Source organism: Paucisalibacillus algeriensis, from assembly GCF_000577245.1.
Taxonomy (GTDB): domain Bacteria; phylum Bacillota; class Bacilli; order Bacillales; family Amphibacillaceae; genus Ornithinibacillus.
Window position 1 is genome coordinate 37180 of sequence record NZ_CBYO010000001.1, and the last position, 24242, is coordinate 61421.

Consider the following 24242-nt stretch of genomic DNA (forward strand, 5'->3'; position numbering starts at 1 on the left):
AGTAAGTCGATTGATTCATCTATAAAAGGTGGTATAGTGAGGCGATTTAGTTGAAATTTAAACATAAGCTATATTCATTAGTATTTATTCTCACCTTATTCCTGACATTGGTGATGGATGAAAGTGGTGTCTTGGCAAAACAGTATGATCAATCGAGTTTAGTTGATTTTAGTATTATGGAACAGCCAAAAGAGTTCTATACAGACTTGAATGGAAATTGGGATTTCTTTGAGAAAGAGTTGTTAACACCAGATGAGGTGAAAGAGCAATTAAGGCATGGAATGGGACAAGTGGTTTCACTTCCGAGCTCGTTTAAGACACAAACAGGAGAAATAAATACATTTGGAACATATAGTACAACGATTAAATTACCGAAAGAATATATAGGGGAAACATTAGCGATCCACATTCCCTATCAATATAGTGCCTATACACTTTTCATAGATGATATAGAAGTCGCTAGAAATGGTGTGGTGGGCGCAGATTCAGCTTCACATACTGCTGAAATGGCTCCGAAAACAGGTTATTTTATTGCGCAATCGGATGAAGTGTTACTCACGATGCAGGTATCTAGCTTTGAACATATACGAGGGGGATTTGAGAACTCTATCTATCTAGGGGAAGCTTCGGTAGTGGCACAAAAATTTAATTTGAATATGATCGTCACTCTTTTTATTAATGGTTGTATTTTTATCATAGGTTTATTTATGGTTTTATTTGCTTTGTATCGCAAAAAAGAGCTTTTGTTCTTTATATTCGGGATGTTTGCGATGCTCATTTCTGTTCGTGCTCTATTTTCTGTTCCTTTTTACTATACGCTCATACTAGATATGTCTTGGCTTTGGGGTACAAGATTAGAATATATATTAACAGAGGCAACTTCCATGTTTTACGTTATTTTACTCTGGAAGTGGCATGAAAAAGAATTCTCTAAGAAAATCATGTATGGACTTGTTACGATACATTTAGCACTAATTGTTACGACATTATTTACACAACCAGTATTTTTCCAGGCACTTTTTTTCCATGTGTTTTATATAACTATCCCATTCTTTTTCTATATGATTTATGTTGTTTTTAGGAGTATTCGTAAAAATAATCAAAAGGCAAAAGTAAATCTAATTGGAATGGGACTTATATTTCTGGCGTTTTTCAATGACTTTGCGATTGGGCAGAATTGGTATCAATCCGTCACATTGATGTTGCCAGCAGTTGGTGTTTATGTAGTCATCCATGTCATCTTGATGAGTAAAGACTTTGCAGAGACGACCCAAAAAACAGAGCAACAAAATAAGCAATTATTATTCTTAAATGCCTCAAATGAGGAGCTTGCTAGGGAGCTACAAAAAGAATTGAAGCAAAAGGATGATTTTCTTGCAAATACATCCCATGAACTTAGGAATCCACTACATGGCATTATTAATATTTCACAATCTATTTTACATAACAGACCCAATCGACTGGATGAAAAAACCAAAAAGGATCTGGAGCTTCTATTGACAATTGGACATCATATGTCAAGGACTTTAGAAGATTTACTAGACATTACCCGCTTGAAGGAACATAGGATTCACCTTAAAAGGAAGCGTCTTGACATTCAAGCTATCTCTACGGGCGTTGTTGATATGCTAAAAGTTCTTACTGAAAATAAAAATATCCAGATGAAAGTCCAAATCCCAAGTGATTTTCCTAGTGTAGCAGCGGACGAAAATCGACTGATTCAAATTTTGTTTAATCTTCTTCATAATGCGGTGAAATATACGGAAGAAGGCTCTATTACCATAGATGCTGACACACAAGAGGGAGATGCCCATGTTCACATTACCGATACGGGTGTAGGGATGAATAAGGAGACTCTATGTACAATATTTGAAGCCTATAAACAAGGTGATTCTAGTATTACAGCAATTGGGGGAGGACTCGGCCTAGGTCTAAGTATTTGCAAACAATTAGTGGAAATGCACGGTGGGATAATAAAGGCGAGTTCTGTCTTGGGCAAGGGATCAGTATTTACATTTACTTTACCACTAGCAGAAAGTTCTTTTGAAGAGCAAATTGCAGCAACAACCCCGTGTATAGATAGGAGCGACCTTCTTATAAAAGAAATACCTATTGCTTTGAATCATGTCGTGATGGAAGCATTTTCTAAAAATACCCCAGTCTCATTCAAATCGCGAATTTTAGTTGTTGACGATGATCCAGTGAATTTACAAGTGCTGACTAATATTCTTTCAAAAGAACGATTTGAGGTAAATACTGTAATAAGTGGAAAAGAAGCACTAAAACAACTTGAACTGACGGATTGGGATTTAATTATTTCGGATGTTATGATGCCTACCATGTCTGGGTATGATTTAACCCGTTCTGTTCGGGAGAAGTATTCCTTGTCTGAACTTCCTATTCTTCTTTTAACAGCTAGAAGTAGCCCTGATGATGTCTATACCGGGTTTTTAGCGGGTGCAAACGATTACGTCACAAAACCTGTTAATGCGGTGGAATTAAATGCACGGGTACATGCATTAACCGATTTACAAGCATCCATTAAGGAACGGTTAGGAATGGAAGCGGCATGGCTCCAGGCGCAAATTCGTCCGCACTTTTTGTTAAATACGTTGAATGCAATTGTTTCTTTGAGCGAGATAGATACATCGAGAATGGCACTTCTTCTTGAAAAGTTTGCTCATTATTTACAGAGTAGTTTCTATCTGAAAAATATAGATAATGTTGTTCCTCTTAAACAAGAACTTGAATTACTTGAATCCTATTTATATATAGAAAAGGAGCGATTTGGGGAGCGACTCCATATAAAATGGGAAATTGACGAAGTAGGAGATGTGTTGATTCCACCTTTATCTATCCAAACATTAGTAGAAAATGCGGTCAATCACGGGGTGCTAGCGCAAATCGAAGGTGGATTAATAACAATCCGAATAGGTAAAAAAGAAGTTTATACAGAGATTTCTGTTATCGATGATGGTGTTGGTATGGACGAAGAAAAGGTAAGGAAAATCTTCACCATCCAACCTAATCAAAAAAAAGGAATTGGACTAGTCAATACTGATCAACGTTTGAAGCGGTTGTATGGCAAAGGTTTGCATGTTATTAGCACTCCTGGTGTTGGAACGACAATTTCATATTCTGTACCAAATAACTCGTAGTTTCGAGAAAACTAAAGAGACTTATTTAAAATAAATTAAGGATTAAGATAGAAAATCAGTATGTATCGAAGGTTAAGAGTCAGTATAACCCCTTTCAAATCTAGTTTTTTGACTTGAAAGGGGTTTTTCGATTATGAAAAAGAAATCTAATTTTTCCTAAGGGATGCTTTCCTTATCTTATCTTATCCTGTCGAGTCAATTCCCAGGTTGATTTTGAATCCAATGGTCATACCATTCTTTTATGTTCGAACTAACTTGAATATCTAATTCTTTTAAAGCATTTTTTAATTGCGTGTATTGATGTTCAACTAGCTTAACATCCCCTAAAATAGCAAACAACTTCATTAAAGAAAAATGGGCATTTTCCTCTTCAGGTCTAGCCGTACATATTTTGATGAACCACATTCTCGACTTTTTCAATTCTCCATGTTCAAAGTAAAAGTTTCCAAGTTGATAAGCCACACTTGTCCAGAGTAGCTCTAATCGATGGCGCTCATTTTCTACCCACCAATAATCATATTGCTGTAAAAGGGGCCCTGTATATAAATCCATAATTGCTTCGTAATCATCTACTGTCTCCATACTGAGAGGGGGAGCAGCAACAATTCTAGTTTCCCACTCTACTATGTCAATGAAAGCATTTTTGGTTAAGAGTATATACCCTTCTGGAACATTTTTTATTGAAAAATGGTTGCTATATTTACTTAGTGTTTTTCGTACATGGTATATTGCGTTATATAACTTAGAAAGGGCTTTATCATGATCGATATCATGCCAAAGAATTTCAATTAATGTAGAATTATGGATTGTCTTTCCAGAATTATGCAGTAAATAGAGAAATAATTCCTGTGCTTTTGTTGTTCGCCAGTGAACGATTTGAATTTTATCTTTTGTAAATTGAAATGTTAATTCCCTACATACATTTATTTGTAATGTAAGGCTGACTGGTAAAATTGTATTCATCTGATTATTTGAACTTCTCTTGATTTTATCCACCGTTAATTGCAATCGTTCCAGTTGAACGGGTTTTAAGATGTAGTCCAATGCACATAGCTCAAATGCATTTACTGCGTAATCTTTAAAAGCTGTAACAAAAATAATGAATAAATTTGGATTGATTTCTAGGAGTTGTTCTGCTAATTCCAGCCCATTACTTTCGGGCATTTCGATATCTAAAAATACAATATCAACTTCCTTAATTAATATTGACTCTTTACTACTATTAAAAGTAGTGAATTTTCCAGCAACCATTATATTGCTTATCTTTTTGATTTGACGCTCAAGAAAATCTAAAGCAAGTGGTTCATCATCGATAAGAATGGCTTTCACAGATATCATCCTAACTGGTTGTTTCTCTTATAGTTCATGAATAATTCCGAATGCTGTATGTAATTCGATTGTATTGCAATGTAGTTGTTTAAGCAAAAATAGTAACAAAATTCATTCAGAAATAGGCTTAAATACCTATTTCTAATAGTTGTTATTAACTATTTTTGTTAAGAAGTTGTAAAGGTGCATTGTTTATAATGTCTTAATGGATTAACAAAAAAATAATAGGGGTGCGGAAAGTTGAATAAAAGGATTAGCTTAATATTAGTGCTAATGTTAATTGTTCAGACAATAGCAAGTAGCTTAGTTTTACCCATGCAAGCCATTGCAGAAGGGGCTAAGCAAAGTGTTATTACTGGTATAACAGTAACAGATGCAGAAGGAAATGAATTTCATAAGGACATGCCAGCTGGAACAACAGTAAATATACAGGTTGATTGGTCTGTTGTAGATGTAGAAGTTGGGGAAGGAAGTACAGAAAGTTTTTCAATTCCTACTGACCTGTATGTTGAACAGGAGCAAACAGGAATATTGACGGATGGGGAGATTGAAGTTGGAACATACCGGGCTTCCGTAAATGGTATTGTAGCCCTAACCTTCCATAAAGAAGTAGAAGAACGTGTGGATGCTAATGGGTCATTTGTGCTAGAAGCATTTGTTGTTGATCATACTGTTCAAGAAGAAAAGGTTGATTCTGAATCAATTAGTGAAGAGTCGGTAGAAGAGACAGCAATTGCGGAGGAAGAATCTAAATCGGAAACAATTGGAGAAAATGACGATGAATCTACAGAAAAAAATTACCATTTAGACCAAGCGGACAGTAATAGTACAATTTTAGAAGAGGGTCTAGAACAGGTAACAGAGGAAGAGAAGCAAGGATTTAACCTAGAGCTAGGTCAAGTAACAGACCTTGATGGGAACCCGTATACAGAAGAAAGTCTACTAAATCCAACAGATCAGTTTAAATTAGATCTCAGGTGGCTTCTAGTAAATGGACATACTTATATGGCTGGTGACAAAAAAACATTTAATTTACCTAAAGGCATTAAGATAGTAGAAGAAATAACTGGTGAATTAAAGGATGGAAGTTTAGTTGTTGCGACATATAACATCTCAACCGATAAGAAAGTTGAATTAACGTTTACAGATTTTGTTGAAACACATAGTAATGTTCAAGGTTGGCTACAAATTATTGCAACATTGGATGAAGAAAATGTTGACGTTGAAGATGGGGAAGCAATTATTGACCCAATAGGTGAAGAGGGCGAGATAAGGATCCCAATAGAACAAGGAAACAAAGAGAAAACAATTGAGAAAAAGGGAACCCCAAATAAAGGATATAATGCAGATGAAATTAATTGGGACGTAATCATTAATAAAAATAAAACATCGCTAACAAATTCAAAGGTTATAGATGTACTCCCAACAGGTACAGAATACAAAGAAGACAGCTTAAAAGTCATTAAATTAAAGGTAGATTTGTACGGAAATATTTTAGGGGATTTAGAGGAAGTTGTTGTGACCGGGGAAACAGTAGTTGATGGTGAATTAACAATCCCGCTTGGCGATATTAAAGATGCCTATCGCATCGAATACGTGACAACAGTCACGGATGATGAAAAAAGGGAATTCACTAATAACGCTATGTTTTCTGATGACTTGATGGAAGCTGTTACAGCAAATTCAACCGTAGCGATTGATCGTGGAGAAGCAGTTAAGAAAAAAGCAGCTAAAAGCTATAATCCTAAAACAGGGATGATTGAATGGGAAATTGAATTTAATTATAATTTGAAAGATTTATCAGATGTTACCTTAGTAGATGCATGGACACCTAAGGGAAAGTTAGAGTTAGTTGAGGATAGCCTGAAATTCACAGAAGTAACAATAGACGAGAATGGTAATGCTCATGAAACAGAAAATGTTAGTTTACCAGAGGGTGCCGTGCTTATTCCAGGAACAGATCAGTTTGAGATAACTGGTATTACAACGAATAAGGCATATAAAATAACGTATCAAACCAAGGTGAAAGAGCGTGTATTGGAACCTTTTGAAGTTGTAAATACTGCAGGATTTGGAACAGAATCTGTAGGGTCCGGAACAGGTGTTGGTACGTATTACGGATCAAAAACAGCGGGAACAGTCGATTATAAAAATAAAACAATCGATTGGAAAATTGAAATTAACCATGATGAATACCCAATGGAAAACATATTGATTACGGATACATTAGGTGACGGACTAACAATAAAAGAAGATACGCTTAACATAACAGTGGATGGTATTAAATATACAGATTATACAATCGCAGGGGATAATCCATTCACAATTAAGTTCCCGGATAACTTTACAACAGATAAAAAAATCATAATTACGTATAAAACAAGTTATGTTGCGGATGAGGTTCCAAATCATAAGCCGACAAATAAAGCGGCAATTACTTGGACACCTGAAGGCGGTAATGAGTCCATAACAAAAGAAGTTGCAGCTGGAACAGAACTGAACAATAATACGAAAAATAGTCACTGGAAGAATGGATCATATGATCCTACCTCAAAAGAAATTACGTGGACAATTTACACAAACTACCGTGAAAATCAGATTGATAGTTTAATAGTTAAAGATGCACCACAAGGGAATCAAAAGATTGTTCCGGATTCAGTTGTAGTGACAGAATTAGCGATAGAGGAAGATGGAAGAATAACTGAGGTTGGACAGTTAGATTCTAACGTTGCGACTATAGATGAAAGTGCTAATACATTACAAGTAACAATCGGTGAAACAAATAAAGCTTACAAAATTGTGTACAAGACATCACTTGCTGGTTTAAGCGATATCCAAAAGGAATATGTGAATAAAGCAGAAGTATTAGATGGTAGTGAAAAATTATCCGACTTAAATGCTAAAGTAGGTATTGCAAAGTCCGATACGTACGGAGAAAAATCTGGTTATCAAGATGGGAAACAAGTTCATTGGTCCGTAAAAGTGAATTTGGGGCAGCAAAAGATAAGCAATTTAACACTAGTAGATGCGATTTCTCCTAATCAAGAATATTTAACAGATACAATTAAAGTTTACGAAGCAACAGTTGACGGTGATGGAAATGCCACAAAAGGGGAAGAACTTCCTGTAGAACAATACGATGTAACGTATACTCCAGGAAATCCATCTTTCACAGTTAAGTGGAAAAATGAGGTAGAACGTGCGTTTATTGTCGAATACTCCACACTCTTCTTTGAGAAGCATAATGGCGAGGTAACCAATACCTATAAAGTAACAGGTGATAACATCATAGAGGGGGGTACAACAGATGGTGATGGTACGGTAACTATTAAACAATTATCCTCAGGTGGCGGATCGGGTGAAGTGGGCTACCTGGTCATCGATAAAGTCGATATAACATATGGTCAAGAAGAAGCAAAATTGGCTGGCGCAGAATTTGACTTAATTGACGCAGATACTGGAAAAGTATTAAAGACAGGAATGACAGACGTAAATGGTCAAATTGATTTTGGTCGTTTACTCTTTGGAGAATATGAGTTACATGAACGCGTTGTTCCGGATGGTTATGTAACGAAGGACGAAAGACAAACAATTGTAATAAATAAGAAATATGAAGCAGGTAATGATGAAACAAAATTAGAGTATCGAGTCGAAAACTATGAACCTGTTTTTGCGATCGAACTAACTAAAACGGATGCTGAAGATAGCGGTGTATTATTAGAAGGTGCAGAATTTGCATTGTATGATTCAGAAGATGCAACAAATCCTATTAAGACTGGTAAAACAGATGAAAATGGAAAGATTTTATTCAAAGATTTGCCAGGTGCTGGAACATATTATGTTCAGGAAACAAAAGCAGCAGAATACTACCAACTTAATGCAGAAAAAATCCCTGCAAGGGTTGGCGAAAAAGAGCAAGTACCAGTAAACATAACTGTCGAAAATCAATTAATTCCAGGTAAAGGTACGTTGAAAAAAGTAGATGCTGACAATCCAGATTCTGTTTTAGAAGGTGCAATTTTTGAAGTGTTTGGCGAAGAAGGTACGATAGTCGATACGATTACAACAGATATAAACGGTGTTGCAACAACAAAAGAATTGCGACCTGGGACATACACACTTATAGAAAAAACCCCACCTAAAGGATTTAAGAAATCTACTACTGTACATGAATTGGTAATTCCTAAAGCGAATGAAATACTAGAGTATGATATTGGTGAAGGGATAATTACGAATGAAGTAAAAACAGCAAAAATCGAATTAACGAAAATCGATTCAATTAACGGCAGTCAATTATTAAAAGGCGCAGTATTTGAATTAGAGTATAAGGGCGGAAAGTACAGCCATCTACTATCTTCAGGAACTACTGATGAAAATGGAAAAGTTACATTTGAGAATCTCAAGCCAGGTACGTATGAGATTAAAGAAATAAATGCACCTGAAGGTTATATTTTAAAAACTGAACCAATTACTGTTGAAGTGACACTTGATGATGTGCATTTTGATAGAACAGTAACAAGGAATATTGAAAATGCTCCTTTAGCAAATATCATCGTTCAAAAGGTAGATATTGAAACGGATGCAAAATTAAACGGTGCGGAGTTTAAAGTAACGGATGAAACTGGCAATGATATTCTTACTGGCTTGAAAACAGATACTAATGGTCAAATAAGTATTACCGGATTACCGGAGGGCCAATATTATCTAGAGGAAATAAAAGCACCTATGGGCTATATGTTGGATTCAACATCACAGAGGTTTGAAGTAGTTAAAGATGGTGTGGAGGAAACAAATGAAATTAACTTAACGTTTAAAAATGAGATTATTAAGGGCTCTGTAGAACTTGTGAAAGTGGATGGAGACAATAACAATGTACCGTTAGAAGGTGTTGAGTTTGCATTAAAAGCTACTTCACTAATAAACGGTGGATCCTATATAGAGACTACACATACAACAGATTCCAATGGTAAAATAATTGTAGACAATTTACGTCCGGGAAGTTATGAATTTAATGAAATTGGGCACTTGAAGGGTACCAACCGTATTGGAAAGACATTACGTTTACGATTAATTTACAAGATGAGAAACACGAAATAGTTCTTCCAGATATCGTAAACTATAAGCTTGTCAATGTTCCGGTAACTAAAGAGTGGAACGATGGTGAAAACGAAGATCGTCCAACAGAAATTACCGTTGATCTTCTTCAAAACGACAAAGAGTTTAAACAGGTAACATTAAATGCCGAAAGCTGGAATCACATATTTACTGGCCTTGATGCAGTAGATTCTAATGGTAATAAATACAAGTATACTGTTCAAGAACAGGAGATAGATGGCTATCAACAAGAAAGTCAGACGGGCAACTCTAAAGACGGATTTGTTATTACGAACGTTTTAACAACATCAGTTCAAGTAATTAAAGAATGGAAAGATGAAAGTGAATCTGACCGTCCAGATAATATAACAGTAGAACTTTATCGCACAGTTGATGAAAATGAAGAATTAGTAGAAACAAAGACTATTAACTCAACTGATAATTGGAAACATACTTTTACTAACTTAACTGTCTACGATGAGGGCGGTAATGCTTATGAGTATCATGTAAAAGAAAAAGACATTGACAAAAAATATATGCTTGAAGGAATTGTAAGGGACGGCAACACTTTTACAATTACTAACGTTCGTACAGGTGAAACAAAGGTAGAAGTAGAAAAGGAATGGTTGGACGAAGGAGAATCTTCCCGCCCTGAAGAAGGTATCGTTGTAGAATTATATCGTAGTGACGATACTGAAAATCCCCTAAAGTCAGCAACTATTAAAGCTGATACAGATTGGAAGTACACCTTTGATAATCTAGCAGCATTTGATAACGATGGAAAAGCATATACCTATACTGTTAAAGAACAGGAAGTTGTCGGTTATAAGGTAAAAGACATTGTAGAAACAGACAATGGTTATAAGATTATTAATGTCCGTACAGGTGAAACAAAAGTAGCAGTAGAAAAAGAGTGGAAAGATAATGAGGACGCAACAGGTGATCGTCCAGATGAAATTATCGTAGAACTCTATCAGAATAACATTCATTTAACAGAATTGGATGCATCAATTAAAGCGGATGAGGAAGATAACTGGAAATATACTTTTGAAAACCTACCAGAATTTGATGCAGAAGGAAAAGCCTATACGTATACAGTAAAAGAAGAAGATGTTAAGGGTTATATCAGTAGCATTGAAGCTATAGATGAGGGCTTTAAGATTACAAACCTACGAACAGATACTATCGATGTAGTTGGAAAGAAGACTTGGATAGAAGTAGATGAACAGTATCGCCCAGATTTCATAACGGTGAACTTACTTGCCAATGGTGAACCAATTGAGAAGAGCTTAGAAGTAACAGCAAATGATGAATGGGAATATGAATTCACAGGTCTTGATAGGTTTGATTCGGAAGGAAAAGAAATTACGTACACGATTGAGGAAGAAAATATTGTCGGATATAAGTCCAGCGTAGATGGCTACAACATTACAAACACACAAGAATCAATCGAGATTTCTGGATCGAAAACGTGGAAAGATAATGAAAATGCAACCGGAGACCGTCCTGAGTCGATTATTGTTCAAGTAATGAAGGGTGACACAGTCGTAAAAGAACAGGAAGTAACAGCTGAGAATAAATGGGAGTATACATTCACAGACTTAGCGAAATACGACAAAGACGGTAACGAAATTACGTACAAGATTAATGAATTACCAGTTCCAGGATATTCAACAACTATCGATGGCTTTGATATTGTAAATACAAGAACTGACAAAGTAGATGTTGAAGGTACGAAGTCGTGGAAAGATGATGAATCTGCAGATCGTCCAACAGAAATTACTGTTCAACTTTTAGCGAACGGTATAGAAGTTGATACAACTGTAGTAACAGAAGCAACAGATTGGAAGTATGAATTTAAAGATTTAGATGCTTATGATAATGATGGAATAGCAATTGATTATAAGGTTACTGAAGATGTAGAAGGTTATAAAGCAATAATTAATGGCTATGACATCACTAACGTTCGTGTAGGAACAACATCTGTTGAGGGAACAAAAACATGGAAAGACGGCGATTCAGCAGATCGCCCAGAAGAAATTGTAGTTAAGCTACTACAAAATGATGAAGAAATTGACACAGTAGAAGTCAGCGCAGCAACAGATTGGAAATATAGTTTCACCAACTTGGATAAGTACGATGAAAATGGTGTCGCATATAAATACACAATCGAAGAAGTCCCAGTAGATGGCTATGAAACATCTATTGAAGGATTCGACATTACCAACTTGCGCGTTGGTAAGAAGGATATAAAAGGAACGAAAACATGGTTAGATGATAATTCAAAAGACCGTCCAGAATCTATTACTGTTTATTTACTTGTAAATGGTGAGAAAACGGGTGAGACTGCTGAGGTTACCGTCGATTCAGATTGGAAGTATGCATTCACCGACCTCGATAAGTATGATAATCAAGGAGAAGAAATTGTTTATTCGGTTGATGAAGAAGCGGTTGATGGCTACGAGACAATCATTAATGGTTACGACATAACAAATTTACGCATCGGTACAACGGAAATAGAAGTAACTAAGTTGTGGATAGACGAACAGGAAATGGAACGACCAGAAACAATTAAAGTCAACATACTTCAAAACGGTGATTTTTATGCAGAGTATGAAGTAACTAAAGAGAATGATTGGAAACGAACCATCACCGATCTGCCAAAATATGATGAAGCAGGTAAAGCCTATGAATACACGGTAAAGGAACATGATGTCGCAGGTTATGCTTCAGAGGTAGATGGATTTAAGATTACCAACACACGTGCAGATATGAAGTCAATTGAAATTACGAAAACGTGGTTAGATGATAATTCGGAAGAACGCCCAAGTTCAATTGAAGTAGAGTTATTTAGATCAATTACTAACGGTGAGAAAGAACTAGTTGACACATACACAGTTACAGCTGATGCAGATTGGGTTTTAGAAATAGAAGACCTTCCTGTATTTAATGAAAACGGAAAAGCTTACACGTATGAAATTAAGGAACAAGTTGTTGCTGGCTATGAATCAAGTGTTAATGGTTTTGACATTACAAACTTACGAATAGGCACAACATCAGTAGAAGGTGTGAAAACGTGGAAAGACGATAATTCCAAAGATCGCCCAGAAATGATAAAAATTAACCTGCTTCAGAATGGTGTTGTAGTCCATGCCAAGGAAGTTACTGCAGAAATGGATTGGAAGTATAGCTTCACAAACTTAGATAAGTATGACGAAAATGGTGTGGCATATGAATATACGATCAAGGAAGAAGCTGTTGAAGGTTATAAAACAATAATTGATGGATATGACATCACCAATGTTCGAGTAGGTACAACAGCTGTAGAAGGTACAAAAACTTGGAAAGACGACAATTCAATACATCGTCCAGATTCCATCGTTGTAGAACTCCTTCAAAATGGCAACAAGATCCAAGAAGTGGTAGTCACAGCATCTCAAGATTGGAAATATAGCTTTAAAAATTTACCAGAATATGATGAGAATGGTGTAGCTTATAAATACACAGTCAAAGAACAAAAAGTGGCAGGTTATCACTCAACGGTAGAAGGCTTCAATATTATAAACACTTTAATACCAGTTACTCCAGAAAATGAAGAACCAGGGGAAAACATACCTGATGCTGAAGGTGACCAAAATGCCCCAGAAAAAGAGGTATCAGGTCCAACAGATACAGGGAGTAAATTACCAGATACAGCAACAAATATGTTTAATGTAATTGCCCTTGGATTGGGATTATTAATAGCTGGATTTACTATATTACTAGTCTATAGAAGAAAAGGAAAAGCTTAATTGTAAAGCATTGCCATTCTATTAGAAACTTTGGTTGACAACAAGGTAGCCATGTACGTGTTTGAACGTGGCTACCTTGACTTATGGGATAAGTGAACTAGAGCTAGTGTCCAAGTCTGACCAGAATTTATTTGAGCAAAACACCTACTTCTGTGTTAATATACTTGAGTGTGTTTTAGATATTTAAAGTAGTGAATGGAGTGATATATGAACATGAATGGAACCTATAATCTTTATATTGTATCACTCTCTGTTTTGATTGCTATATTAGCATCTTATTCAGCATTAAATATTGCAGCGAAAATTTCATATGCGAGTAAAAAATACAAGTATTTCTGGTTATTGGCCGGGGCCGTAGTGATGGGTAGTGGAGTATGGTCCATGCACTTTATTGGAATGCTTGCTTTTCATTTGAATATGGAAATGAGATATGATGTGTGGCTGACTTTATTATCAATGTTGGCTAGCATTGTTTCCTCATTTATTGCCTTTTATATAACAATGCCTAAGGAGATTAAGTGGTATAGATTGGCAATCGGTGGCTTTATTCTGGGTAGTGGAATTATTACAATGCATTATGTTGGAATGGAAGCTATGATTATGGAAGTTAGTATATCGTATGATATATCGTTGCTGCTCCTATCATTTTTAATTGCTTATGCTGCCTCTTATGCTGCATTATTTTTATTCTTGCGTTTTCGTAATGACCAGACATCAAGTTGGTTAAAAGGATTATCCGCTGTTATTATGGGATTTGCTATTTGTGGCATGCATTATACAGGAATGGAGGCTGCTATATTTCCTCATACTGGGATGGATCATACAGGTCAATCGAATGATCACTTCCTTCTGTATGGTGTAACTGTAACTATTGGTGTGATACTTTTAATCTCTTGGTTAATTACGTTTTTAGAGCGCCATGTACTAGAAAATATGGCATATCAAGATTCAATAACCAACTTACCTAATCGTAATGCAATGAATCGCTTTTTTGATACGTATATCGGAAGTGACCAAATTGGAGTGCTATATATCGATTTAGATCACTTTAAAATTGTGAATGATACACTCGGACATGATATTGGCGATTTACTTGTTAAGGAAGTTGGCACACGCCTTAGTGAATTTATTTCGAAAGATCAACAAGTATTTCGCATGGGTGGAGATGAATTTTTGCTCGTTATCCATAAATGTGAAAGATCGCGAGCTGAGGAAGTAGCTAATCAAATTTTACTAAGAATAAAAGAAGTATATTATATAGATGGAAATGAGCTATATACAACAGGTAGTATTGGAATTAGTATTGGTCCAATTACATCGAATCGACAGGAGCTCTTAAAATCTGCGGATACAGCAATGTATAGAGCAAAAAGTTTAGGGAAGAATCGTTATTGTGTCTATGATGAAGGCATTGGGTTGAAGGAAGTTCGTAGAATGGAATTGGAAAAGGATTTACAGTTCGCAGTAGCTAATCAACAATTTTATATAGAATATCAACCAAAATGGAATGTACAATTAGGTAAATTACAAGGACTTGAAGCATTGTTGCGTTGGCAACATCCTCGTCTAGGTTTAGTCTCTCCAGGAGAATTTATCCCCATTGCTGAGGAGACAGGTGCTATTGTTCCAATAACAAAATGGGTGTTGGAACAAGCTTGTACGCAGTGTGCACTATGGAAGGAAAAGGGGATCATACAACCAATTTCTGTGAATTTGTCCATACGAATTTTTCAAACAGATAATTTAGTAGAGCAAGTACAACAGGTAATAGAGAAAGTGAAGCTAGATCCCAATTTACTTGAACTGGAAATTACAGAGTCATTAGTGCTATCAGATGTAAATAATGTGTTCAATCAATTGCAAAGACTTCGTTCATTGGGGGTTAGGATTTCTTTAGATGACTTTGGATCGGGGTATTCTTCTATTGGTTTACTCGATAGGATACCGCTTGATACGATTAAATTAGACAGGCTATTTACTAATGATTTAGAAACTACTAGTAAACGTGCGATTATAAATGCGATTATTTTGATGGCGGAACATTTAAAATTAGATGTAATCGCTGAAGGAATCGAGAACCAGGAACAAGTCGATTATCTAACAGAATTAGGTTGTCGTGTTATCCAAGGTTACTTTTATGGAAAGCCTATGAAGGTGGATGAAGTGGAAAACTGGATGATATTCCATGATAATGTTGGAGTTTTGCAATAATGGATAACTAGAATAAGTGAATCAAGGATAAACAAATTTAAAACTTGTTAGCTTCTCAAAAGTAAACTAAACTTTTTGGGAAGCTTTTTTCTTTTGTAATCATTCTCCAGCCTGCCAAATGGTCTAGGGACATTTCTAATTTATTGGGTTTACAATTCTATGAAACTTTCGTATACTTACAATATTAATTAAATAATTGATGGATGAGGAGCAAAGGTCATCAGTAACTTATTACGTGAAGCTGCAAATTGTAATAAGTGAAAGGGGACTTTGCCGAAATGGAGTTCTATATGCAGATGGGACTTTGTTGGATTGTATATTAAGAGTATACAGTCTGTCATTATTCTTTGGCAGGTAGGAAAGTATAATAATCTTTCCCGTCTGCACAAGAAAAACTAACACATTCGCCAAAAGGCAAACGAATGAGAGTTTTTCTAGTAATAATGGAGTGCTTCCACTTGTATATAGGGCAGATAATAAAACAAGTCGGAATTTCCGGCTTGTTTTTTTGTTTGTTCGGGGAAAGCCCTCGACAAATTCTAACAAATTACGGGAATTGGCAGGCACCCAGAAAGAAGGATGTTTATGAAAAGAAATGTGCTTAAATTTGGTGGAACGAGTGTTGGTAGTTTTGAGAAGATTAAGAATATTGCTTGTTACTTGAAGGACCGTGTGGAAGAGGGGGAACAGCTGGTAGTAGTTGTTAGTGCGATGGGGAAAACAACAGATGAGCTTTTGGCAAATGTGAGCTCAATTACACAATCACCAAATGAGCAGGATCTGGCAGTGCTTCTAACGACTGGTGAGCAGCAGGCAATCTCTTATTTATCTATTATCCTCAATGATCTTGGAGTAAAATCGAAGCCACTCACAGGTTATCAAGCTGGAATTGAAACGGTTGGCCATCATTTAAAGAGTAAGATTTCAAAAATCAATACAAAGCTTTTTGAACAACTCTTTGTTACATATGATGTTCTTATCGTTGCGGGTTTTCAAGGATTTAATACAGAAAATGAAATTACCACACTTGGACGTGGGGGCTCTGATACAACAGCTGTAGCACTTGCAGCAGCACACGGGTGCCCATGTGAAATTTATACTGACGTTGCTGGGGTCTATAGTACGGATCCTCGACTCTTTCCGAAAGCAAAACGACTTCAAGTTGTCTCTTATGAGGAAATGATGGAAATGAGTGCACTGGGTTCGGGAGTACTCGTGTCTCGAAGCGTAGAAATTGCAAAGAACTACAACATCCCGATTTATATAGGTAAAACACTATCGGAGGAGAAAGGAACTTGGGTTATGTCAACTATTGAAATGCTAGAGAAGAAAGCAGTCACAGGTGTTGCGATTGATAAAGATATGATTCATGTGACATTGAACTATCCAGAATATGATACACATCTACTTGATGAATTATTCATCAATTTAGAACAAGAAGAAGTCAATGTCGATATGATTTCGCAGATTACGAACAACGAAGGACTACAATTATCATTTACAATGAAAGATACGGAAGAACATCAAATCCAGAAAATATTCTTCCACCTTAAACAGTATTACCCTGAACTCTATTTCAAAATTGAAAACCAATTTGTCAAAGTATCCGTAATTGGCTCGGGAATGCGTGACATAACAGGTGTTGCTTCGAAAGTATTTCGTACACTAATTGAATCAGATATTCCATTTTACCAAGTCACAACATCAGAAATCAGTATCTCTTATGTAGTTAATGTTGAAAACGGTGATAAAGCAGTTCAACTCTTGTGTGAACGATTTGAATTGTAATCAAGATAAAGACTTTCATTGCTCATATATGAGCAATTATAAGAAATGAATAATACCCAGAAATTTATATAAAAAAATAAATTTGCAAAAAACTCTTGCATATTTCAAAATTATTAACTATAATTAATTCAATATTTCAATTGAATCATTTTTCTTTCAAAGACGATGATAAGGAAAAGTAGGATTTAGCTATTTTACACAGAGAGCTTCGGTAGCTGAAAAGAAGCGAAAATACGAATCTGAACAATGGCCTTGGAGTTTCGTGCTGAACGTATCGGTTGATATTAGTAGGTTACGACGAGATTTGGTGCTCGTTACCAACACCACAGTATGAAGAGTTTTTTGGGCTCAAGTACTTGATGAGGCTGTATGTGTGAGCATGCAGTGAAGTAAGGTGGAACCACGTATATCAAACCACGTCCTTATCGATTTTTCGATAATGACGTGGTTTTTTTAATTTTATATGAATATTGGAGGAGAAGTATATGAGTAAACAGCATTTAGTATTACAAACAGATTTTGGACTTAGTGATGGTGCGGTTAGTGCAATGTACGGCGTAGCCCTATCAGTCGATTCTGATTTAGGTGTTTATAACTTAACACATGAAATACCACAACATAATATTTGGGAAGGGTCTTATCGTCTTTTCCAAACGGTTAACTACTGGCCAGAAGGAACAGTGTTTGTGTCGGTTGTTGATCCAGGGGTTGGAACAGATCGCCTAAGCGTGGTAGTGAAAACGGCGAATAACCAATATATTGTTACTCCTGACAACGGAACATTAACCCATATTAAAGAAAGTGTTGGTATCGTCGAAGCGAGAATTATTGATGAAAAGGTAAATCGACTACCAAACTCAGGTGAATCCTATACATTCCATGGTCGCGATGTATATGCCTATACTGGAGCAAGACTTGCATCAGGAGTTATCTCTTATGAGCAAGTAGGTCCATCATATGATGTAGACCAACTTATTGAGTTACCACTAACAGAGGCCAGCTATACAGAAGAGGTAGTGACAGGAAATATCGATATACTAGATGTCCGTTTTGGAAACTTATGGACGAACATTGATCGTGATATTTTCAAAGAAACAGAAATTAATTATGGAGATGCATTGGAAGTTTCAATTGAAAATAACCGCCGCCATATTTATAAGAACATCATTAAATTTGGTCGTTCATTTGCCGATAGCAGATTAGGAGAGCCAATTTTATTTGTCAATTCTTTAGACAAAATAGGTGTTGCAATCAATCAGGGTTCCTTTGCGAAAGCTTATCATATTGAAACAGGGGCAAACTGGAAAATTAGTATACGCAAAGCAAAGGGAATTCATTATAATTAATGATGGTTATGAATAAAAATAATATATAAAAAACTTTAAAAGGGGAATACAAAATGAGAAAACTTTCTATTAAAACTATTGTAGCAATTGGTATTGGAGCAGCTGTTTTCGCGATATTAGCCAAGTTTGTCGCAATTCCTACAGGAATACCAAATACAACTGTTCAAACATCTTATGCATTTCTAGCTTTAATGGCAGTGGTTTTTGGACCAATTGCTGGGGGACTTATTGGATTTATTGGTCATACATTAAATGATGCCTTATCTTACGGATCCGTATGGTGGAGCTGGGTAATTGTTTCATTATTTGTTGGTCTATTTATCGGTCTTTTTACAAAACGAATAGATGTGGAAAACGGCGAGTTTGGTACGAAGCAAATAATTTCATTTAATGTAATTCAGGTAGTTGTCCAAGTGATTGGCTGGTTCGTTCTTGCTCCAGTTCTTGATATATTAATTTACGCAGAGCCTGCGAATAAGGTATTTACTCAAGGAGCATTTGCTGGTATTTCAAACATTATTACGGTAGGAATAATCGGTACTATTTTGTTAGCTGCTTATGCCAAAACTCGTACTAAGAGTAATAGTTTAACAAAAGAATAAGCATATTAACTGAAGGAGTCAATCATGAGAAAACCAATTATTCAGTTTGAGAACTTTTCATTTAAGTATAAGAGCCAAATAGAACCAACATTACATCATATCAATTTAACGATTTATGAAGGTGAAAAGGTAGTCATTGTTGGCCCATCAGGTTCTGGAAAAAGTACACTAGCCCATTGTTTAAATGGGCTAGTTCCGTTCTCTTATAAAGGTGAAATGGAAGGAAGTGTAACCATTAAAGGGCAAGATACGAAAGAGCTCGACATTTTTACACTTTCGCAAATGGTAGGTACCGTTCTCCAAGATCCCGATGGACAATTTATTGGATTATCTGTAGGAGAGGATATTGCCTTTGCTTTGGAGAATGAAGCTATACCACAGGAAAAAATGGTAAGACAAGTTTTGAATGTATCGAAACTGATCAATATGGAAACAAAGATCCAATCCTCGATTCATGAACTTTCAGGTGGTCAAAAACAACGTGTTTCTTTAGCCGGTGTTATTGTTGAAGAGGTAGATATTTTGTTATTTGATGAACCACTTGCTAATCTTGATCCAGCAACAGGAAAACATGCAATGGCCCTTATTAATGAAATACAAAAGGAAACCAATACTACTGTTATCATAATAGAACATCGCTTAGAGGATGTTCTATCACAGGATGTTGATAGAATAATAGTAGTGAATGAAGGGAGTATCGTTAGTGATCTAAACCCTAATGAGCTACTCGCTTCCAATGTATTAGAGTCTTGTAGTCTTAGAGAACCACTATATATCAAAGCATTAAAATATGCTGGTTGTAAGGTGATGCCAGAGATGAGCCCTGCCAGCATTGAAACATTGAAATTGGATGAAAGTAAGGACAAGCTTTCTGAGTGGTATGAAGCAACAAGTCCAGTAACATATGAGAAAAAGGATTCTCCTATTCTCGAACTGCGAGATATAAATTTTGGTTACCATAAAAGTTCTACAACTATTCAAGACGTTTCCTTAACTATTCATAAAGGAGAAATGGTTAGCATTGTTGGGAAGAATGGTGCTGGGAAATCCACTTTGTCTAAGCTAATATGCGGCTTTGAGAAAATCAAATCTGGGAAAGTCCTTTATAAAGGAGTAGACATTACCGAAGACACAATTTATGAACGATCCAGTCGAATTGGCATGGTCATGCAGAATCCGAACCATATGATTTCCAAGCATATGATTTATGATGAGGTGGCACTTGGCTTGATGATGCGTGGTGTACCGGAGCAAGAGATAAAAGAACGAGTAGAAGAAACACTTAAGGTTTGCGGACTATATGCTTTTCGAAACTGGCCGATTTCGGCACTGAGTTTTGGACAAAAGAAGCGGGTAACAATTGCTTCTATTTTGGTACTTAAGCCCGAGGTATTGATACTTGATGAACCTACTGCAGGTCAAGATCTTCGACACTATACGGAAATTATGGACTTTTTAACTGAACTGAATAGTCAAGGTATGACTATTTTGATGATTACTCATGATATGCACTTGATGTTAGAATATACTCTACGGGCTATTGCGATTGCCGATGGACAAGTCATAGCAGATGATTCTGCTGTTAATCTTTTGACGAATTCAGCGGTAGTAGAAAAAACAAATTTAAAAGTCACGTCGCTTTTTGAATTGGCAGTTAAAGCTGGAATTAAAAATCCAATAGATTTTGTTACAAGATTTATAGATTATGATAAGGAGGCACGGGTAATATGGCGGTAGAAATGTTAAGTTATATTGAAAGAAAATCGCCTGTTCATTCCTTATCAGGGTCAACTAAGTTAATTATTTTCATGTTATACTCAACAGCTGCCATGCTAACTTATGATACTAGGGTATTAGTGGGGCTCTTCGTTATTAGTGTTGCTATATTCATTATTTCTAAGATTCGTATTCGGGAGATCGGGTTTATATTAGCATTCATTCTAGCATTTCTGTTATTAAATAATATTGCCATTTATATTTTTTCTCCACAAGAAGGCGTAAAGATTTATGGTTCAAGTCATGCATTATTTGAGATTGTAGGGCGATACAATGTTACCTGGGAGCAATTATTTTATCATTTCAATATAACGTTAAAATACTTTGTCGTGATTCCGGCTGCATTATTGTTTATTGTGACGACCCATCCGAGTGAATTCGCTGCATCACTAAATAAAATTGGTGTTAACTATAAGATTGCCTATTCAGTTTCACTGGCGCTTCGCTATATCCCAGATATCCAACGTGATTTTCGTATCATTGCACAAGCACAGCAAGCAAGAGGAATAGATATATCAAGAAAAGAAAAGCTTTTGAAGAGGATTAAGAATGCTTCTTCCATTATCTTTCCACTAATATTTTCAACACTCGATCGAATTGAGGTCATCAGCAACGCGATGGAATTAAGAAGGTTTGGGAAAAAGAAAAAGCGAACTTGGTATAATGGAATGCCATTTCGGAAAGTAGATTATATAGTTTTAGTTGCAGGTTTTATCATTTTAATAGCATCACTAGTTATTACTTTTTATGATGGCAGTCGTTTTTATAATCCATTTTAAAAAAAGGGGCAAATGGGGAATCCATATGCCTCTTTCTATTTCCCAAGCAAAAGATTTGAAGTAGACTAGAACGATATATTACTTTTCGACCCCTTTAGGACTCATATTTAATACACCTTCCCTCTTTAAAATCCTAGCAATCAAGTATAGTATTTCCCTTTTTGGAAAAGTTACCTAGTAGTACATAAATGAAAGGGAAATGTTTTATGCATGAAAAAGATAAAGTGAATGAAAAGAGTAAACAACAGCAACTAGAGAACTTTAAAGTTAATGATTCAAGCCAAGATATGACAACCAATCAAGGATTAAAAATTTCTGAGGATGAATTTTCCTTAACAGCGGGAGAACGAGGCCCTACTCTGATGGAAGACTTTCATTTTCGTGAAAAAATGACACATTTTGACCATGAACGTATTCCGGAACGTGTTGTACATGCCCGTGGGTTCGCTGTCCATGGTGAGTTTGAAGCTTATGAGTCTATGGAAAAATACACAAAAGCTAAATTTTTATCAGAAGCGGGAAAAAAGACACCTGTATTCGTCCGATTTTCAACAGTGGTGGGGTCGCGTGGATCTGCTGATACGGTTAGGGATGTACGTGGGTTTGCGACGAAGTTTTTTACGGAAGAGGGAAACTATGATTTAGTGAACAATATTCACCCTGTATTTTTTATTCAGGACGGTATTAAATTCCCTGATATTGTTCATGCCATTAAACCTGAACCACATAACGAGATTCCACAAGCAACTGCTGCTCATGATACATTGTGGGATTTTGTAGCAAATAATCAGGAGACAGCCAATCAAATCATGTTTCTCATGTCACCTAGAGGGGTACCAAGAAGCTATCGTATGGTAGAAGGATTCAGTATAAATACCTTTCGATTTGTAAATAAAGAAGGAGTTGCTCGTTTTATAAGACTTCATTGGAAGCCAAAACTGGGTGTACACTCTCTAGTGTGGGACGAGGCGCAAAAAATTAGTGGTAAGGATCCTGATTTTCATCGTAGGGACATCTATGATGCAATTGAGATGGGAAATTTTGTTGAGTATGAATTAGGTGTGCAAATGATCGAGGAAAAAGATGAATTCGCCTTTGATTTTGATATTCTAGACGCTACAAAGTTTTGGCCGGAAGAGGAAGTGCCTGTAAAAATAATTGGGAAGATGACATTAAATCAAAATGTCGATAATTTCTTTGCAGAAACGGAACAAGTAGCTTTTCATCCTGGTCACGTTGTACCCGGAATTGATTTTTCTAATGATCCATTATTACAAGGAAGATTATTCTCTTATACTGACACTCAGTTGATTCGACTTGGTGGACCCAACTTCCATGAGATTCCTATTAATCGTCCAGTTGTACAATTTTATAATAATCAACGTGATGGGTACCATCGTCAAACCATTAATAAAGGGCAAGTATCTTACCATCGTAATTCTCTGGCAAATGATACCCCAACTCCTATAAGTGAGGACAAAGGTGGCTATGCCCATTATCAAGAAAAGGTAGAAGGGAAGAAGGTACGTCAAAGGAGTGCAAGCTTCGCGGATCATTTCTCTCAAGCAAAAATCTTTTGGAATAGTATGAGTGACCCAGAAAAGCAGCACACGATTGATGCCTTTAGCTTCGAAGTTGGGCATGTAAAGGATATAAAGGTACGTCAACAAGTGGTAGATATGTTTGCAAATGTAGATGTAAGTTTAGCAACTCAAATCGCTCAAAACATTGGTGTAGAACCTCCAAAGGATGGGCAAGTTACAACAGAGACAAAGACTTTTCCGTCATTGAGTCAGCTGAATACCGTAAAGACAGCTGCAACCCGAAAAGTTGGTGTAATTCTAAACAATGCCTTTAATGATAAAGAAGTGATTGATATCTTGCATGGACTTAATGCGGAAGGTGTTATTTATGAAATTGTAAGCGAAAAGCAAGGAAAGGTAAAAGGTACAGGTGGTGGGGACTTAATGGTTAATCACACATTTACAACTACGGACCCAGTACTATACGATGCGATTTATATCGCATCAGGAGCGGATCAAAATACGGAGTTTCATAAGCATACAACCTATTACTTAAAAGAGGCATATAAACATTATAAACCTATTGCTGCCTCACACGATGGAATGATGTTCTTAGAAGAAAGCAATTTTACCGGAAATCCAGGAATAGTAGAAGGATCGGGTGTGACGTTTGTAAAGAACTTTACTCAGGCAATTGCGGAACATCGACATTGGAATCGTAAGTCCGTTTAAAGAAATGACCCAAAAGGCCACTCAGGTTGTGGTCTTTTGGGTTACTTTTCTAAAATGGTAGGAAAATTTAGTGTACTTCCAAACTTCATTTCAACCCCATTTAAAATAATGAA

General features: G+C 36.1%; 11 protein-coding genes, 1 riboswitch and 1 other annotated feature. Of the genes, 10 read left to right on the forward strand and 1 reads right to left on the reverse strand.

What is annotated here, in order from left to right:
• The first annotated feature begins 50 nt into the window (after positions 1-50).
• Positions 51-3158, forward strand: a complete 3108-nt coding sequence (locus tag TY11_RS19965; RefSeq protein ID WP_081755775.1) for a hybrid sensor histidine kinase/response regulator — start codon at positions 51-53, stop codon at positions 3156-3158.
• A 195-nt stretch (positions 3159-3353) separates the two neighbouring features.
• On the opposite strand, the gene TY11_RS00185 is transcribed toward TY11_RS19965, so the two are convergent.
• Positions 3354-4487, reverse strand: a complete 1134-nt coding sequence (locus TY11_RS00185) for a response regulator (RefSeq protein WP_042141905.1) — start codon at positions 4485-4487, stop codon at positions 3354-3356.
• 240 nt (positions 4488-4727) lie between these two features.
• On the opposite strand from TY11_RS00185, the gene TY11_RS00190 reads away from it, so the two are divergent.
• The 9 genes from TY11_RS00190 to TY11_RS00230 all read left to right on the forward strand — a co-directional run bounded on the left by TY11_RS00190 (position 4728) and on the right by TY11_RS00230 (position 24129).
• Positions 4728-9584 carry a SpaA isopeptide-forming pilin-related protein gene (locus TY11_RS00190; protein ID WP_042141906.1) on the forward strand — a complete coding sequence of 1619 codons (4857 nt, stop codon included), beginning with the start codon at positions 4728-4730 and terminating at the stop codon, positions 9582-9584.
• Between the two features lie 11 nt (positions 9585-9595).
• The gene (locus tag TY11_RS20755; protein WP_369797377.1) at positions 9596-13372 is read left to right on the forward strand and encodes a Cna B-type domain-containing protein; all 3777 of its coding nucleotides are present in this window, start codon (positions 9596-9598) and stop codon (positions 13370-13372) included.
• Between the two features lie 207 nt (positions 13373-13579).
• Positions 13580-15583: a bifunctional diguanylate cyclase/phosphodiesterase gene (locus TY11_RS00200; RefSeq protein ID WP_369797373.1), complete on the forward strand. Its 2004-nt coding sequence runs from the start codon at positions 13580-13582 to the stop codon at positions 15581-15583.
• 195 nt (positions 15584-15778) lie between these two features.
• Positions 15779-16045, forward strand: a riboswitch (Lysine riboswitch).
• Between the two features lie 123 nt (positions 16046-16168).
• A complete protein-coding gene (locus tag TY11_RS00205) occupies positions 16169-17371 on the forward strand; it encodes an aspartate kinase (protein WP_042141907.1) in 1203 nt (400 codons plus the stop codon).
• Between the two features lie 156 nt (positions 17372-17527).
• Positions 17528-17798 (forward strand) — a binding site (T-box leader).
• Positions 17799-17856: 58 nt separating this feature from the next.
• Positions 17857-18717 (forward strand): SAM hydrolase/SAM-dependent halogenase family protein, encoded by an 861-nt coding sequence (locus TY11_RS00210; RefSeq protein WP_042141908.1) that lies wholly within the window; start codon positions 17857-17859, stop codon positions 18715-18717.
• A gap of 53 nt (positions 18718-18770) precedes the next feature.
• Entirely contained in the window at positions 18771-19319 is a 549-nt protein-coding gene (locus TY11_RS00215; RefSeq protein WP_042141909.1) for an ECF-type riboflavin transporter substrate-binding protein, read from the forward strand.
• A gap of 24 nt (positions 19320-19343) precedes the next feature.
• Positions 19344-21056: an ABC transporter ATP-binding protein gene (locus TY11_RS00220; RefSeq protein WP_042141910.1), complete on the forward strand. Its 1713-nt coding sequence runs from the start codon at positions 19344-19346 to the stop codon at positions 21054-21056.
• Positions 21047-21874: an energy-coupling factor transporter transmembrane component T family protein gene (locus TY11_RS00225; RefSeq protein WP_042141911.1), complete on the forward strand. Its 828-nt coding sequence runs from the start codon at positions 21047-21049 to the stop codon at positions 21872-21874. Before TY11_RS00220 ends, TY11_RS00225 begins: the two co-directional genes overlap by 10 nt.
• Before the next feature lie 206 nt (positions 21875-22080).
• Positions 22081-24129: a catalase gene (locus tag TY11_RS00230; protein ID WP_042141912.1), complete on the forward strand. Its 2049-nt coding sequence runs from the start codon at positions 22081-22083 to the stop codon at positions 24127-24129.
• The last annotated feature ends 113 nt before the right edge of the window (positions 24130-24242 follow it).